Origin of the sequence: Brucella cytisi (genome assembly GCF_038433355.1) — a bacterium.
GTDB lineage: Bacteria > Pseudomonadota > Alphaproteobacteria > Rhizobiales > Rhizobiaceae > Brucella > Brucella cytisi.
In genome coordinates this window covers 195149-210751 of the sequence record NZ_JBCAUP010000005.1, presented here as the reverse complement: position 1 = coordinate 210751, position 15603 = coordinate 195149, and the positions used below count along the sequence as shown (strand labels likewise).

Here is a 15603-nt window from a genome sequence, read left to right as displayed (position 1 = left end):
GGTGGCACCTAGTATTCCCGGTTACAAGAGTCACACAGACTTTGATTGACCTGGTCGGAAATGAAAACTGTTGGACCAGTCACCGGCGTAGAATTATCAACAGGGATCTTGTTATACCGGGCAACAACTTCCGCCAGAACGGAAATAGCCAGGCTTCGTGCATCACGTGTTGGCCCCCACATGCCGATAGGAGCCCGGATACGCCCAATCTGTGATGGCACGAACCCGAGTTCTATCAGACGTTCACCGCGTTTTCGATGAGTTTTGAGGCTGCCCAGACAACCAATGTAGAAGGCGTCGGTCGCAAGTGCCGCTTGCAGCACAGGCATATCCTTCTCCAGATCATGCTGAAGCAGCACCACCGCTGTATATGAATCTATATGTATTCGATCAACTGACTCAGGCCTTTCTACCGCGATTCCGGCTGCATGTGCCAATTCACTGAACGCATCCGGTTCGATCCCTTGTCCAAAAAGCAGAATCTGCGGAGCAGGCATGTAACCGACCACAAATTTCTCCCCGTCCCAACCGCTCGCCCGATTTGACATGCAAGCCACAACATCATCAGTTGCGAGCCTCAATTCGAGCGTCATTTCCCTCCGTTTCTCGAGACCAAGCACGAGTTCGGCAATCTCTTCCGGTTGTGTTATAATATGTATCGCCAGGGTAATACCACCGCCACAAGGCAGCACAATGTCGAAGTAGGGTGAGCCAAGCCCCAGTCGAAGCAATCTGCTTTGTCCCCGGCTTAATGCGATTATAGCGGCGCGCGCAACGGTGGCCTCTATACATCCTCCGGATATGTAACCGCAGTAGCGACCGTTTTCGCTCACCGCCATTTGCGTGCCTAGCGCTCGCGATGCCCCCCCTTCTATTTCAACGAGTGTAACCAACGCACAGCGTCGCCCTGCCCTCGCTTCGTCGTTGGCAAACCGAAGGATTTCCAGAGGTTGATCGGTGGAACGCGACAAGCGAACATCCTGCATTAGCTCCGTCATGTGCAAATCCTTGTCGTTAGGAAACAGGTCATACTGGAAACGCAATCCATGCGCTCGGGGGTGTCCTTTCGGAAAGCGGGATTGCCTGTAACTTCAAGTCCGCTATAATTGCCTGCGGTTTCCGCACCTATCTCCAAAGCAATCAAGAAAAGCGGCAACCTATTCATGAACCTCAGACAGTTAGAGTATTTCATCGCCGTTGCTGAAGAGAAAAACTTCAGCCGTGCCGCCGAGCGCTTACATATGTCCCAACCCCCACTCAGCCAGCAGATAAAACTGCTGGAGGACAGGCTGGGTGTGCGTCTTTTCGACCGCAACCGACAGGGGGCCAAGCTAACGCTTGCCGGCGAAATGCTTCTGGTGCGCGCCAGAGCGATCGTAAGCGATTGCAACAGCACCGAACAGATTGTGCGCCGCGCAGCGGAGGGGCTTGAAGGGTTCATTCGAATTGGCATAATAAACTCCCTTCTCCATGGTATCCTCCCGACCGCATTGCGCCGTTTTCGCGAACTGAAACCTAATATCGATTGGTCATTGCACGAGCTATTACCTGACCGGCAGGAACAGGCCTTACTCAACGGAGACATAGATATCGGTTTTTCCTGTAACCGTACGAGTTATGGCGAATTGAAATCGTTCCTCGCCTATCCCCAGAAACTGGTTGCCGCCTTGCCATTAACTCACGCCTTAGCCTCCAGAACGGTCATCGGCATCCAGGATATCAATTCAGAAGATCTGATCATGCTGGATGGGCGCAGTCCCCTCATAAGGGAGATCCTTGCAAGCTGCCGCAAAGCCGTTGTCGGCACGCGTATCGTTCACACATCAACGGATCCCACAGTAGTTCTTAGTCTGGTCGGCGCTGGTTTGGGGATGAGTATACTGCCCGCAAACATGCAGGGCTTTTATCGTGATCGGGTATCATTCATTTCCTTCGATGCTGATGGACTGAACGCAGATGTTTATGCCACAGTATGCCGAGATGCCGATCTCACTGTCGCCGAACCCTTTCGGGAGCTCGTAACTTCACTTGCTGTCAAGGCGTGAGCTTGCGACGGTGTCAGTGCTGGCTCATCAGCTTGAAAAGTTCAGAAAACCGCTGTTTTGCTTTACCCGGATGTGTCTTGCCGGTCGCTTCAGCCTCATTGACAGGTTTTCCAATCACGATCAGGGCAACCATACCCATCCCATAATGCGGCGAGCATTTTACCCCGTAAACCCCTTCGTCCTGGAGCGTAATGCTAAAATTCTCGCCCATTTTACTCTTGAATGACTTTGCTTTCTCGGGAAGCATACCCGGAATACTCATAACGTCATGCCCACGGTCCGTTGCGATAAAACTGATCGTATCGCCCGGATTGGCCTGAACAAAATCCGGCTCGAAAACCATTGGGCCTTTCTCGCCCCTGTTCAGCATTTTTACTTCAATTTCGGCCGCGTTAGAGTAATTGCCACTGGCAAGAAGCAAAAATATGGCCGATAACATCAGGGTTGTTGGAGGTTTTTTCATCGAATTGCTCTCAGTCTTCAATTCTCCGGGCATCTAAAGCTGACCGGAAGCAGGAAATGAATTAAGCTGTTACCCGGAACGGAGTTTGACGCAGGCGCCTCCCCGTCGCTGCGAATATCGCATTTCCTATCGCCGGGACCACAACAGGATTTGATAGTTCACCGACACCGCTTGGCGGTCTGTCAGATGGTGGCAGTACTTCTATCGTGAGAGGCGGTGCATCACTCATCCGAACGACGGGATAATCATGAAAATTGCTTTCACGCACCATTCCCTGTTCAATGTGAATTTCGTTCATTAAAGCCGTTGATATTCCCCAATAGATTCCACCAGCAATTTGCTGCTCTACAGACACAGGGTCAACGGCCACGCCACAATCAGCAACACAGGTCAAACCGAGAATCCGAATATTCCCCGCTTCAACGCTCACGTTGGCTATGACAGCGATATTGCTTTTGTAACCCTCGTAGGTTGCGACCCCCATACCACGTCCTTCACCCTTGCGTCGTGACGCTACCGCACTGGTCCATCCGGATAATTCGGCTGCGCGATCTAATACGCGTACAAGGTCAGGTCGACGCGCAAGCATTTTACGGCGAAACGCTAGCGGATCTTCTCGCGCCGCATATGCAGCTTCATCAATCATACTTTCGACAGCAAATATATTGGGGACATAGCTAACGGCACGCCACCACCAATGGGGGAACCCCGGTTCATGGCGAACCCAGGCCAGGTCTAATGCATCAATATCATAATAGAAGTCGTCCCTGATGCCTTCAGTGCAACTTGGGTCCACCGGGACCTTGGAGAGGAAACCGGGATCATCGGCTTGTTTGATTGAAGGAGACACTGCTCTTAGACTAAAAGCACCCGGCTTTCCTCTCTGATCAAACGCAAAGCGTGCTTTATGCACAGTGGCCGAATGATAATAAAGTCCTCTGATGTCGTCTTCGCGACTATATAACAGTTTGACTGGCCTGCCCGTTTTCCTGGCTATATAAGTAACTTCCAGAATGGGATGCAGCCCCTCGCGTGCTCCGAAACTTCCGCCTGCATCGGTTATGTGAATGCGCACCTTATCTCTGGGAACTCCGGCAATCGTCTCACATGCCTGGGCACAACGCGACGGCACCTGAATGCCTCCCCAATACTCCACTTCGTCAGCCTTAACCCACGCGATTACCGACTGAGGTTCCATCTGAGCGTGTGCTTTATAAGGCATTCGATATATCGCTTCGAGGCTTTTGCCCCCGTTTCGAAAAACCTGCTCGGGCTCCCCGACGTAATGGGCCTTTAAACCGGCATCTTGCACATGCTTTTCCATATCAGCAATCGCTTGATCGGAACTGAAATCAGCCATCGGCGAAGGGTGCCATTCTGCCTTAAGTAACGCACGGGCTCGCTGACATGCCCAGAAACTACGACCGACGATTGCGATACCGGACTGAGTGGCGCCATTCAGTGGCGCTGCGGGAGGATGGTCCGGTCGGAAATGCGCGATGATTTCAGGTAAATCCATTTCGAAAGCATCAATAATGCCTGGCGATGCCTTGATCTCATCCTTGTTGAAACTTTTAAGTCGCGCTTTAATAACCGGCGCATGCACCACAATCGCCGTCACCATATCGGGCAAGCGCAGATCGATTGCATACTGGGCCTTGCCGGTCAGCTTGTCTTTCAGATTGTAGCTGTGGTGTGGTTTTCCGACGAGACGGAAATCCCGTGGATTTTTCAGTGAAACACTTTCAGGCAAGACTCGCTTCGCAGCACCTTCCGCAAGCTCACCGTAATGCAGTGATCGATCGCTGTGCCGGTCGATCACCTGCCCTCCTCGCGTACTTAAGGCATCGACGTCGACTGACCAGCGTTCAGCGGCTTCCGCGACAAGCATCGCACGTGCTGTCGCGCCAGCTCGCCGCATATTGGTCCATTCCAGAGCAACCGTCGTACCGCCACCAGTTGCGTGCATCCCCCAAAGGGGATGAATGTATTCTTTAGCGAGAGGGTCATCGGGTGACACCACTTCAACCTTGTTCCAGTCGACATCAAGTTCCTCGGCCAGAATGAGGCCAAGTGCGTTTCTCATTCCGGTACCACTGTCGAACTTGTGCGACACGAGCTGGATCCGGTTATCCGAGCCAATTCGTATCCAGGCGCTTGGAAACAGCGGTTCGCTCTCCGTTATTCTATTCGTACCGGCAAGTGCTTTGCTAATTCCACCAGCTCGAACTTCAAGGATCAGACCAAGTCCAGCAACCGCACCCAGTTTGAGAAATGATCGCCTGTCTGATGAATGTCCGGTTGGCTTCCTCACATCCAACCGTTGCGAATTGAAGGATCTGGTCATTGCTTGCCCCTGTTTTCAAGTGTAGCAGCAGCTCGATGAATAGCTCGACGAATCCGGCCGTAGGTGCCACACCGGCAAATATTTCCATCCATAGCCGTTGTTATATCGTCGTCGGTAGGTGCAGGATTTTCGAGCAGCAATGCAGCAGCAGACATCATCTGCCCTGGCTGACAGTATCCACATTGCGGCACATCCTCGTCAAACCAGGCTTGCTGTACGGGATGAAGATGCTCGGCAGAACCCAGCCCTTCAATTGTTGTAATTACGCTGTCACCAACATCTCCCGCCAGCACCTGGCATGATCGCACTGCAACTCCGTCCATATGCACCGTGCAAGCTCCGCAAAGCCCCTGACCGCATCCGTATTTGGTACCGGTAAGCCCGAGTTCATCACGCAGGACCCATAGGAGTGGCGTATCCCCGGCGATATCGACCTGATAGCTTTTCTCGTTAATATTGAATTTCAGCACGCGGTCCTCCCGAAAACGACGTCCATCGGCATAGCAGCATGTTGAATTGTCACCGGTGTGTAAAAGACGAAAATCGCATGGTGGCGATAGCATTGACGTATCACTGGAATCCTGAAGGTTGTTCGTCAGGACTTTGCACAATGACCGGATAATCGAAACACGATCCATTCTGAACCATTCGCGGAAGCTATTCCGGTGATCTGAAACGAATATTGTACAGTCTACTTCGGTCGTTATAGACGTAGATTTCCAGAGCTGCGGTGTTACGCTTTGGTGCAATTCTGGTGAACTTGCCTGACCTCGTGCCTGGACAGGATTTCTCGGGGAGCAAAGGCGCAGGCATTGGCGCTTCAGCATACCTGTTCGTGGGTTCCCTACCTTACCGCAGTTCCAACTCATTTTACGGAGCAAGCCAGTGCCTTTGCCAGATATCCGTACTACCCGCCGACAGTTTCTGATGGCGACAGCAACAATGGGCGCGGAACTCCTTGTAGGAGTGGATTTATCCGGCGGTCGGGCGGAAGCGGCGATAGAGAAAACATTCCAGCCCAATGCATTTGTGCGCATACTGCCTGACAATTCCGTCCACCTTGTCGTTCACAAACACGATTCAGGAACAGGAACAAGGTCGTCACTTGGTGCAATTCTTGCGGAAGAGCTGGAAGTCGGGCTTGAGCAGGTGACAGTGATCTCTCCGGAGAACCCTTTCATTCAGGACTATCTCCACCCGCAATGGCATGTTTTTTCAACTGGCGGAAGTACAAGCGTGATGCTTGAGTTTGAAACCTTACGTAAGGCAGGCGCTATAGCCCGCACCATGCTCATCAATGCGGCTGCAGATCGATGGGGAGTAGGTGCCGGCGAATGTCATGCAGAACAGGGGCAGGTCATCCACTCTCGAACCGGACGGCGGCTGGAATACGGAAAACTTACCCAACTTGCAGCGCTTATGGAAACGCCTACAAATGTAACGTTGAAGACGCCCGACAAATTTCGGATAATTGGGCAGCTCACCCGCAAGATCGATACTCTCTCCAAGCTTACCGGCGAACACACTTTTGGTATTGACGTCAAACTCCCGAGAATGCTGATTGCTACCATCCTGCATGCACCCACTGTTCATGGACATGTCAAAACCCTGAACAAGGAGGGGAGCCTCGCAGTATCCGGCGTGCAGCATGTAATCACTATTCCCGCAGCGGATCGTTCTGTATTGGGTGGCAATCAGGAAGGCGTAGCCGTACTGGCTGATAGCTATTGGGCGTCCATGTCCGGACGTGACCGTCTGCAAATCGAGTGGGACGATGGTGAATTTTCCACCTTCAACAGTGCGCATATTGCACATCAGCAAAGATCCGCTCTTGTATCACCACAAGCCCCATTTGTACCTACAATCAGCAACGGCAACGCAGAGCAGGCAATTTCGACAGCCGCCAGAACACTTCGGTCCGAATATATCATGCCCTACAAGGCACAGAACCCCATGGAACCGCAAAGTGTAACTGTGGAAATTCGCGACGGAAAAGTTCATTACTGGGGAGGGCTTCAGATACCCAGCAACGCATTGTTTGCCGCAAGTACCCTTCTCGGTCTTGGTGAGGAAGATGTGGTGCTGCATGAACTGACCGGCGGCGGGAGTTTTGGAGCCAGGGAGTCGCGGCATTGGCTTCTGGAAGCAACCTATCTTGCCAGAGAGACCAGGCGACCGGTCAAACTGATTTATAGTCGAGAAGATGAAATGAAGCAGCTCTATTACCATGCTGCAACTTTGACGGAACTATCCGGGGCAATCGATCAGAATGGCGAGCTGCTGGCGTTAAAGCTTCGCGCGGTCTCTCCGGCATCACCCGAAGAATGGGAACCTGGCTACTATGAACGCCAGGACAAGATGGATTACAGCACGACAGAATCGATCTGCGCGTGGGACTTCGCCTATGCTCCCAAAAACCTGGATATCGGCTGGATACGTCACGAAACCGGCATGCCAACCGGATGGTATCGGGCCGTCAGCTTTATTCCTAACGTATTTGCCACAGAGAGCTTTATGGACGAAATGGCCGATCTCGCGGGGAAGGACCCCCTTGCCTTTCGTATATCACGGATGTCGGACAGGCCACGCCACATGAACGTCCTTCGCAGCGCCGCTCAACGCGCGGGCTGGAACAGGCCCCTTCCCCCGCATCGGGCACTAGGACTGGCAACGAACCAGGGATATAAAAGCTTCATTGCGATCGTGGCTGAACTTGAGAAGACCGGCGGGACAGTCGAGATACGTCGAATCACATGTGTTGCCGACTGTGGACTGGCAGTGCATCCCGGAAGCGTTGAAGAACAGCTCTACGGAGGCATAATGTGGGGCGTGGGACATGCACTTTTCGACCGCGTTGACATCACCGAAGGCCGTGTAATGCAGGCCAACTTTGATACCTATCCCGTCATGCGTCAGTCTCACATGCCGGATATCGATATTACGGTCATACAGGGCGATCACGAACATCCAACTGGCGTTGGAGAACTTTCAAATCCGGCTGTTGTTCCAGCCATCGCCAACGCTTTATACAGACTGACCGGTGAACGGCAAAGGAGCACACCATTCGTGATGGCATCAAAACGATGATAGCAGAGCGGAGTGTAATTCCGAACCAGATCGCTTCAGCCATTTAATCCGGGTTCAAACCATCAAGACTTTTTTGGCTCAAAGTCATCACGCCAATCCGGTCCATGCAGCTGAGGCGCACATACCGATGGATAAAATCGTTATCACACCATTAACGGACGTACGGGCGCAGTCGCGCGGGGTAATGATTTCCTTATTTCGGTCGCAGACACTACCTCCGCCTGAACACCAACTTCATCCCCACCGGTACGCGTCTGCGCACCCGCAGGTGGAGGGTGTTCAGGCACATTAATACAAGGCCAGCGACCTTTAAGTTAAACGGTTTCACACCGAACCATAACAAGGCGAATGCAGATCGGAATCCAGTGGATGCCGCCTGTTTTACGTATGAAAACGTTATTGCCACCCGTCCGAGAGCGATACCCAACAGAACGCATTCGGGCAATCGTGATGGAAACACCTGCTGCCGCACGCTTTCCATCAGGCCAACTATCCCAACATCGCCGCCAAGGCGCTCAACCATCTCCCTGGTCCGCGCTGCTACAAAGGCCAGCATCCTCGCAATGCTACAGATGAGGCAACCGTTATATTCATCCAATCCGGGAAAGGTTACCGAAATTGTTCCTGAGCAGGACACCGACATAGGCAGCGATAGCGCCTTTGATGAGGTCACCAGGCACGAAGATCAGATTACCGATGGTCGCCTCAGCAAGCGTCAGACCTGCAACGAATGAAAGCCACGCGATTCCGAAAGCATGGTCGATCACCACTCCAATGGTTGTAGCGAGAAAAAAGGCCGCAGCCAATTGCCGGCGATCGTAGATGCGGTCGTCTGTCATGCCGGACAACCAACCCGTAACATAGGCGGCGGGGAGAAACCCAACCAGATAACCTGCTGTCGGGCCGAGGAACACCACAAGCCCGCCTCTCCCGCCAGACAGGACAGGTAGACCTACCGCGACAAGAACCCAGAGGAGCAGAACACTTAAAGCCCCCCCGCGTGCACCGAGAACAACACCGGCGAGAAGAACACCCAGGCTCTGAGCATGTATAGGAACAGGGAAAAAGCCGACCATAACAGGTGGAACTAGTCCTAGAACCACAATTATCGCAGTAAACAGGGCGACAAGAACCAGGGATCTCGTGGTCACTTCTTCTGAACTTTCAATTGTTCCGTGACTGTGTGTCACGGATGTTGCGAGCGTCGATCGCATTGGCGATCTCATCAGCACTCAAAATGACTGCAATGATGATCGGCACGATGATGGTGGATAGTTTCAGCCCGATGCCTCTGGCTCGATGAGCATCGACAACACTCCGGTACCGGGCCTGTACCTCGGGCACGAAGCGGACGACAAGACCTATGACCAGGCCGGCATCTCTCGCATTAACAACACCAAGCTTTTCCAAAGGACGGACCAGACGTGTAATCGTGCTGATAAACTGTCCGACCGTTGTGGTCGCCGTAACTATGGTGGCAAGCAGGCTGAGCGCGCCCAGACGGAGCAGGATGACTAAAGTCTCTTCCAATCCCCTGGCAAAAAATGTCCAGATGCCAAGTGCTGCAATGGTCAGGAGCAGCGGCCAGGCTCTGAGCCACTGTAGAAAAGCCGGACTGCAACACAGCACAGTAATTGCTAATATTGCGCCCGCCGGCCAGATCAAGGCCAGCGGAGAGGTCAGAACAAACAGAAAAATACTGCAAACGAAAAGAACAAGTAACTTTGCCTCCGGGCGAAGTCTGTGGATCAGGCTGCTATCGGGGCGCTCTGGCATCATCATGCAACGAGCTTCAGGTAGTGGTCGATGGTTTCTTCAGCGGGTCCGTCATGTGCAAGTCTCCCTTCGTGGAAAAGAAGTACGCGCGGGAATTCCGAAACCAGCGCCAGGTCATGGGTCACAACGATGACGTTTTCTGTCAAAGTGCGAATTGTCCGCTCGACGAGGTTGCGGTTGAGAAGGTCCAACTGGTTGGTGGGCTCGTCCATAATAACGATTTCGGGCGCAGTGGCGAGAACTGCAGCCAGCGCGGCGAGCTGAACCTCCCCGCCCGAGAGCTCATGTGCACGCCGCTCCAGAAGGTGTGCGGCACCGACGCGCTCAAGAGCACCAAGTACCGCCTTATCGACATCGATTTTCGAGTGGCGGCGAGACTGCAGGCCGAGTGCGATATCTTCCCTGACCAGCGGCATGATGATCTGGGCTGACGGGTTCTGAAAGACATAGCCAACGGTCGCGCGTGCCCGGACGACATTGGTTGCGGTGTCGTGACCATTGGTGATGACGCGACCGGAGGAAGGCAACAGGAGCCCGTTAATCAGTCGCGAGAACGTACTTTTTCCCGATCCGTTGAGACCAATGATCCCAATCCGTTGCTCAGTCAGCGTCAGCGACAGCGGCTTAAGCACCACGCGCTGGCTGAAAGTTACCTGGGCCTGGTCAAAAACAATTTCCAATGCTGAGGTCCGATTGTTGCGCGAATGATCTACTTTGCGCCAGACGAAAGGTCAAGGCTCACACTACCTTCGTTTGGGATACCTGGCAGAATACAAAACATCCCCGTAACCGGACAGACACTCGACTATTCCGACGCCCTCATCGAAAGGTCTGCCAGCCCGACTGCAGGTTCAACTGCTTGTACCTTGCAGGAGGAAGCCTGCTCGCCAATCTCTGTCCAATCGCCACCAGACTGCTTTGCTGATTTCGGTGGTCGCGCCCTTCCCGCCTCAACTACACGCTGCCCGCGTGACACGATTTGCGGCATGGTATCGGCGAACTGCTATGTCCACCGTGAATACTGCGTCGGTGATGCAATATTTTGAGGGGAGAACAGATGACATCGCTGGTCGTAGCTTGTTTTCTCAAATAGGCTGGAAACGGGCGGATATTGAAACTGCGACCGAGGGAGGAGCTTGTGTCCAGAAATTTCGGTAATGAACCCGCCGGAGAAATGATGCGTGAGCGCGTATTGCGCAAAGTCGCCTGGCGGCTTTCGCCGTTTCTGGGGCTCCTTTATTTCATCAACTACCTTGATCGTACGAATATTGGCTTTGCAGCCCCGCATGGAATGAATGAAACACTCGGGCTTGACAAGGCGGCTTTCGGTTTGGCGTCCGGCATTTTTTTTATTGGCTACCTGCTACTTGAAGTGCCAAGTAATCTGGTCCTGCACAAAGTCGGTGCACGGCGATGGATTGCCCGTATTATGGTGAGTTGGGGTATCGTTGCTTCAGCCATGGCATTTGTTCCGAATGCCGGAACTCTTTACGGGTTACGTTTTCTCCTGGGGATTGCCGAAGCTGGCTTCTTCCCCGGTATTATCCTTTATCTGACTTTCTGGTTTCCCAAGCGCGAACGGGCAAAGGCCGTTGCCCTGTTCATGGTGGCAATTCCGCTTTCCTCAGTCTTTGGCGCACCTCTTTCAGCCTGGCTAATCGAAGTCGGACACGGGATGATGTTTGGTCTTGATGGCTGGCGCTTCATGTTCCTCATGCAAGGGTTACCCGCCATTCTTCTGGGTATCTGCTGCTGGTTTTACCTTACAGACAGACCAAAAGACGCTGCCTGGCTTACGCTGCAAGAGCGAAACTGGTTACAAAACGAAATGGATACCGAACATGCAGAAACAGGCAAACGGTATCACTATCCCCTTCGCAAAGCTCTGACACAACCGCGCGTCCTCGCGCTTGCCTTCGTCTATTTCGGCATTGTTTACGGCCTTTATGCTGTGGGTTTTTTTCTGCCAACAATCATTGCTGGCTTCCAGCAGACCTATAACACGAACTATTCCGTGATTGAGCAAGGCTTCATCGTTGCTGTCCCTTATGTATTCGGGGCGATAGCCATGTATTTCTGGGCCCGACATGGCGACAGAACGCGCGAACGCGTATGGCACGTAGCTCTTCCCGCAATAATCGGCGGCATTGCAATCCCCGTCGCCCTTTATCTACAATCACCTTTTACCACCATGATTGCGGTAACGATCTGTGCAATGGGCATTTGCTCTGCCTTGCCGACTTTCTGGCCTTTACCAACCACATTTCTGACCGGTGCGGCAGCAGCGGGCGGTATTGCTCTCATCAATTCGCTGGGCAATCTGGCCGGTTTTGTCGGCCCATACGTAACCGGCTGGCTTACTGACCTCACCGGCTCTCCGAAAGCCGGTCTGTGGGTGGTCGGAGCCTTTATGGTTGCTGCGGGACTGACCGCGTTGTCATTAAAGGCGGCTCCCGTCCCTGATAGCGGACCGGCAGCGGAGACGGACAGCATGCGAACCTGATTAAAGTCGTGCCCGGCCTGGCGCGAAGGAAAACCGTCGATTAATCGGCAACTATCCGTTCATGCATCCAGAAAAAACGAAAACAAGACGGATTTATCTATCCTCGCTAACCCCGTAGTGATCAGTCAAAAGCTGGAGAGGTTCAAGACCTCTCCAGCTGAAAAATCAAGCACTCAATGCTCGATTTCCGGATATTTCACACCGAGTTGCTCGAGATAAGTGGTGTATTTTGAGGGATCATAATAGAATTTGGACATCTGTGGACGAAACTTATCCATGATCTCCGTATTTTTCTGGATTTGTGGTTTATCGTCGGCAGAGAGAACAGGCAGATATTTCTGGTCCTTCAGTTGAACGTCATTAAAGTAAGCCTTGGCGTCTTTCAAAAGATCAGCAGAGGTCAACAGATCCAGCGCCGTCATCCCTACTACCTTTGCTCCGGTAACAACGCCCTTGTGAGCGATCGGTGTTGCCATTGACATGGCATTTGCCCAATGATGCCCGGGCAGATTGGGGATATTGGAAGGATAGTTGATGGTGATCGTCGGTGCGACCCACGAGACGTCACCAATGTCATCTGATCCACCGCTTTTCGGTTCTTCCAGCGGTGCAATCAACCCCTTCATCTCGGTGTCAAGGCCTGCTACCTTACCGTTGGAAGTCTTTTGCACGGCGCGGGCAAACTTCTGATCGTCATCAGACCAGGATGGCATACCGACCTTTTTCATGTTCTCGACTGCAGCTTCTGCCATCGGTTTGTTGAAGTGCCGTGGCGCAGCCGACCCCACGATCTGGCGCTCGACGCTGGTATTTGACATCCTGGCCGCAGATTCCGCCATTACGTTCGCTATCTCGAAATTTTTACTTATGTTCTCGAAATCCAGTTCACGGATGAAATACCAGACCGTCGCTTCAGGCGGAACCACGTTGGGCTGGTCGCCACCCTTGGTAATGACATAATGAGATCGCTGTTCGGGCCGCAAATGCTCTCTTCGCATGTTCCAGCCGATATTCATCAGCTCGACACCATCCAAAGCGCTTCGTCCTCTCCATGGCGCACCGGCCGAATGCGCAGATTCGCCGCTGAAGGTATACTCTACCGAAACCATGCCAGTTCCATTTGGCTGGCCCCAGGCCGTCTGCAAGTTTGAGCCGACATGCGTAAATATCACTGCATCAACGTCTTTGAACACACCATCTCGAACCATATAAGCCTTGCCGCCCAGCAGCTCTTCGGCCACCCCTGGCCATAACATGAGTGTACCCTTGATGCCTTGCTTCTGCATGACGTCTTTTAGAGCTAATGCAGCGACAACATTGACTGCCTGACCTGAATTGTGTCCCTCACCATGTCCAGGAGCACCTTCGATTATCGGCTTATGGTAGGAGACGCCTGGATACTGCGAGGTTGTGGGTAGACCATCAATATCGCTTCCGAAACTAATTACAGGTTCTCCTTCACCCCAGGTCGCAACCCAACCGGTCGGCAGTCCCGATATTCCCTTTTTGATCGTGAACCCGTTTTCCTGCAGGACTTTGGTAATATACTTCGATGTTTCTACTTCGTGAAAAGCAAGTTCTCCGAAACTGAACAATGAATCATTCATTTCCTGGGCAAGCTTTGCACGAGAGTCGATCCCGGACGCAATTTCTGTCTTCAGTTTTTCAATATCAAGCGCGTTTTGCTCTGCTCGCGCCGAATTCGTTAAGCTGACCAAGGCAAACGCTGAACACCATAGGATTCTATTCAAAATCACCAAGTTCCCACTCCCTCAATATGACAACATCACAACTTCATTTGATTATACAAATCAAATTATTTCAATAAAAAAATAAGAAATGAGGAAATATATATTATTATAATTATTGTCACTGACCCTCCGGGCGCTTCGACAACCAGTATTGCATGGCTACCGAAATCATTTTATACTTTTGGTTGCATCTTGGTTTTCCGGACATCCAGTAATTACTGCCCTGAACGAAAATGAATGCACTTTGCTGGATCTCAGCCACAAAGTCGCGCCGGTCGCATCAACCAGTCAGATTACTTCTGCACTTGTGATTAATATAACATTCGAGTTAGCGTGATCCCGGCACTGGCACGCCAATAACTCCTGGTTTTCGAGGCTAAAATGGTTTCAGTTTCCGAGAAATTTTCCGCGCTGGCGACAGACAATGCTCCAGGTCAGGAAGTCAGACAGAGCGCTAATGACATCCACCACCTGATGCGAGGCCAGGAAATATCAGGACGTCCCGTTGACTTCTCACACGGCGACGTTGATGCCTTTACACCAACACCCGGTTCCTTCGAGGTTTTTTCGGGCGCTGTCGAAGCTGGCAGTTGCCAGGCCTATACAGAATATCGCGGTTCATCAGACATTCGAGCGGAACTGGCGGAGCGGCTGGAAGCGTTCACCGGTGCACCTGTCTGTGCTGACGAGGGCCTTATACTCACTCCGGGGACGCAGGGCGCTCTTTTTCTGGCAGTAGCATCCACTGTGACCGACGGCGACAAGGTGGCAATAGTCCAGCCTGACTACTTTGCCAATCGAAAACTCGTTCAATTCTTTGGCGGAAAAGCAGTGCCGGTTAGGTTGAACTATATGAGTTCCGTCACGGAGGCAGGACTGGACCTTGCCCAACTGCGGGCTGCGTTTGAGGCGGGCGCCAGAACTTTCCTGTTCTCTAACCCGAACAATCCGACAGGAGCCATTTATTCCGGGTCGGAAATCGACCAGATAATCGCGCTGTCGAACGAGTTCGGGGTTACGATCATAGTTGATCAGCTCTATTCGCGGCTGCGCTACGAAGGAGAGGGCTACAGCCATGCCAGAGCCCGTGGAGCGCCAGCTGAAAAGCTGGTGACAATCATGGGGCCTTCCAAAACAGAGTCGCTGAGTGGATACCGGCTCGGTGCAGCATTCGGCGCTCCAGCAATAATCGGAAGGATGGAGAAGCTGCAAGCCATCGTTTCATTACGCGCAGCAGGCTACAACCAGGCAGTATTCAGAACATGGTTCAACGAGCCGGAAGGCTGGCTCGACGAACGCATCAGACTTCATCAGGCAATCCGGGACGACCTGCTAAAGGTTTTCCGTAGCAGCGGCATCGAGGCTCGCACACCACAGGCAGGAAGCTATTTGTTTCCAACCCTGCCTCCTCTCGCCGTTAATCTTCCTGATTTCGTCAGATTGCTGCGGCATCAAGCGCACGTCACTGTTACTCCGGGGACGGAGTTCGGACCTCACAATGGCAGTGTACGTCTGAACTTCTCGCAAGACCACCGCGCGGCTGTCGAAGCAGGAACGCGTATTGCCGAGATGGTCAATCGCTATAAAATCGGGAAAGAGTGGAAAGTTTAACCCTTTGAAGTAACACCTGC

The 15603-nt window shown here is 52.6% G+C and carries 12 protein-coding genes; 4 read left to right on the top strand and 8 right to left on the bottom strand.

The window, feature by feature from the left end; all coding sequences use genetic code 11:
- Nucleotides 1–8: 8 nt before the first annotated feature.
- Complete coding sequence (locus AAE521_RS07190; protein ID WP_342060879.1) at nt 9–998, bottom strand: XdhC family protein; 990 nt, start codon at nt 996–998, stop codon at nt 9–11.
- Nucleotides 999–1163: 165 nt separating this feature from the next.
- On the opposite strand from AAE521_RS07190, the gene AAE521_RS07185 reads away from it, so the two are divergent.
- Nucleotides 1164–2045 carry a LysR family transcriptional regulator gene (locus AAE521_RS07185; RefSeq protein ID WP_342060878.1) on the top strand — a complete coding sequence of 294 codons (882 nt, stop codon included), beginning with the start codon at nt 1164–1166 and terminating at the stop codon, nt 2043–2045.
- A 13-nt stretch (nt 2046–2058) separates the two neighbouring features.
- On the opposite strand, the gene AAE521_RS07180 is transcribed toward AAE521_RS07185, so the two are convergent.
- From AAE521_RS07180 to AAE521_RS07170, 3 genes are all read right to left on the bottom strand, one after another.
- Nucleotides 2059–2508: a pseudoazurin gene (locus AAE521_RS07180; protein WP_342060877.1), complete on the bottom strand. Its 450-nt coding sequence runs from the start codon at nt 2506–2508 to the stop codon at nt 2059–2061.
- Between the two features lie 61 nt (nt 2509–2569).
- Nucleotides 2570–4855: a xanthine dehydrogenase family protein molybdopterin-binding subunit gene (locus AAE521_RS07175; protein ID WP_342060876.1), complete on the bottom strand. Its 2286-nt coding sequence runs from the start codon at nt 4853–4855 to the stop codon at nt 2570–2572.
- On the bottom strand, nt 4852–5325 hold the full coding sequence (locus AAE521_RS07170) for a (2Fe-2S)-binding protein (protein ID WP_143132770.1): 474 nt from the start codon (nt 5323–5325) through the stop codon (nt 4852–4854). Before AAE521_RS07170 ends, AAE521_RS07175 begins: the two co-directional genes overlap by 4 nt.
- Before the next feature lie 415 nt (nt 5326–5740).
- On the opposite strand from AAE521_RS07170, the gene AAE521_RS07165 reads away from it, so the two are divergent.
- A complete protein-coding gene (locus AAE521_RS07165; RefSeq protein WP_342060875.1) occupies nt 5741–7942 on the top strand; it encodes a xanthine dehydrogenase family protein molybdopterin-binding subunit in 2202 nt (733 codons plus the stop codon).
- A 590-nt stretch (nt 7943–8532) separates the two neighbouring features.
- Here the strand turns inward: AAE521_RS07165 and AAE521_RS07160 are convergent.
- Genes AAE521_RS07160 through AAE521_RS07150 form a run of 3 tightly spaced genes read right to left on the bottom strand, consistent with a single transcriptional unit; the run spans nt 8533 to nt 10398 of the window.
- Nucleotides 8533–9093 (bottom strand): biotin transporter BioY, encoded by a 561-nt coding sequence (locus AAE521_RS07160; RefSeq protein WP_342060874.1) that lies wholly within the window; start codon nt 9091–9093, stop codon nt 8533–8535.
- Between the two features lie 13 nt (nt 9094–9106).
- Entirely contained in the window at nt 9107–9724 is a 618-nt protein-coding gene (locus tag AAE521_RS07155; RefSeq protein WP_342060873.1) for a CbiQ family ECF transporter T component, read from the bottom strand.
- The gene (locus tag AAE521_RS07150; protein ID WP_342060872.1) at nt 9721–10398 is read right to left on the bottom strand and encodes an energy-coupling factor ABC transporter ATP-binding protein; all 678 of its coding nucleotides are present in this window, start codon (nt 10396–10398) and stop codon (nt 9721–9723) included. The genes AAE521_RS07155 and AAE521_RS07150 overlap by 4 nt, the downstream gene beginning before the upstream one ends.
- A 458-nt stretch (nt 10399–10856) precedes the next feature.
- Here AAE521_RS07150 and AAE521_RS07145 point away from each other — a divergent pair, with 458 nt between their 5' ends.
- Complete coding sequence (locus AAE521_RS07145; RefSeq protein WP_235817642.1) at nt 10857–12221, top strand: MFS transporter; 1365 nt, start codon at nt 10857–10859, stop codon at nt 12219–12221.
- A gap of 173 nt (nt 12222–12394) precedes the next feature.
- Here the strand turns inward: AAE521_RS07145 and AAE521_RS07140 are convergent, their stop codons facing one another.
- Nucleotides 12395–13978, bottom strand: a complete 1584-nt coding sequence (locus tag AAE521_RS07140) for an amidohydrolase (protein WP_342060943.1) — start codon at nt 13976–13978, stop codon at nt 12395–12397.
- 375 nt (nt 13979–14353) lie between these two features.
- Between AAE521_RS07140 and AAE521_RS07135 the strand changes: the two genes are divergently transcribed.
- Nucleotides 14354–15583: a pyridoxal phosphate-dependent aminotransferase gene (locus AAE521_RS07135; protein ID WP_342060871.1), complete on the top strand. Its 1230-nt coding sequence runs from the start codon at nt 14354–14356 to the stop codon at nt 15581–15583.
- Nucleotides 15584–15603 lie beyond the last annotated feature (20 nt).

Bases quoted from the DNA above. Each gene is read 5' to 3' on its own strand.
- AAE521_RS07190 (WP_342060879.1), bottom strand. From the start codon at position 998: ATGACGGAGCTAATGCAGGATGTTCGCTTGTCGCGTTCCACCGATCAA.
- AAE521_RS07185 (WP_342060878.1), top strand. From the start codon at position 1,164: ATGAACCTCAGACAGTTAGAGTATTTCATCGCCGTTGCTGAAGAGAAA.
- AAE521_RS07180 (WP_342060877.1), bottom strand. From the start codon at position 2,508: ATGAAAAAACCTCCAACAACCCTGATGTTATCGGCCATATTTTTGCTT.
- AAE521_RS07175 (WP_342060876.1), bottom strand. From the start codon at position 4,855: ATGACCAGATCCTTCAATTCGCAACGGTTGGATGTGAGGAAGCCAACC.
- AAE521_RS07155 (WP_342060873.1), bottom strand. From the start codon at position 9,724: ATGATGATGCCAGAGCGCCCCGATAGCAGCCTGATCCACAGACTTCGC.
- AAE521_RS07135 (WP_342060871.1), top strand. From the start codon at position 14,354: ATGGTTTCAGTTTCCGAGAAATTTTCCGCGCTGGCGACAGACAATGCT.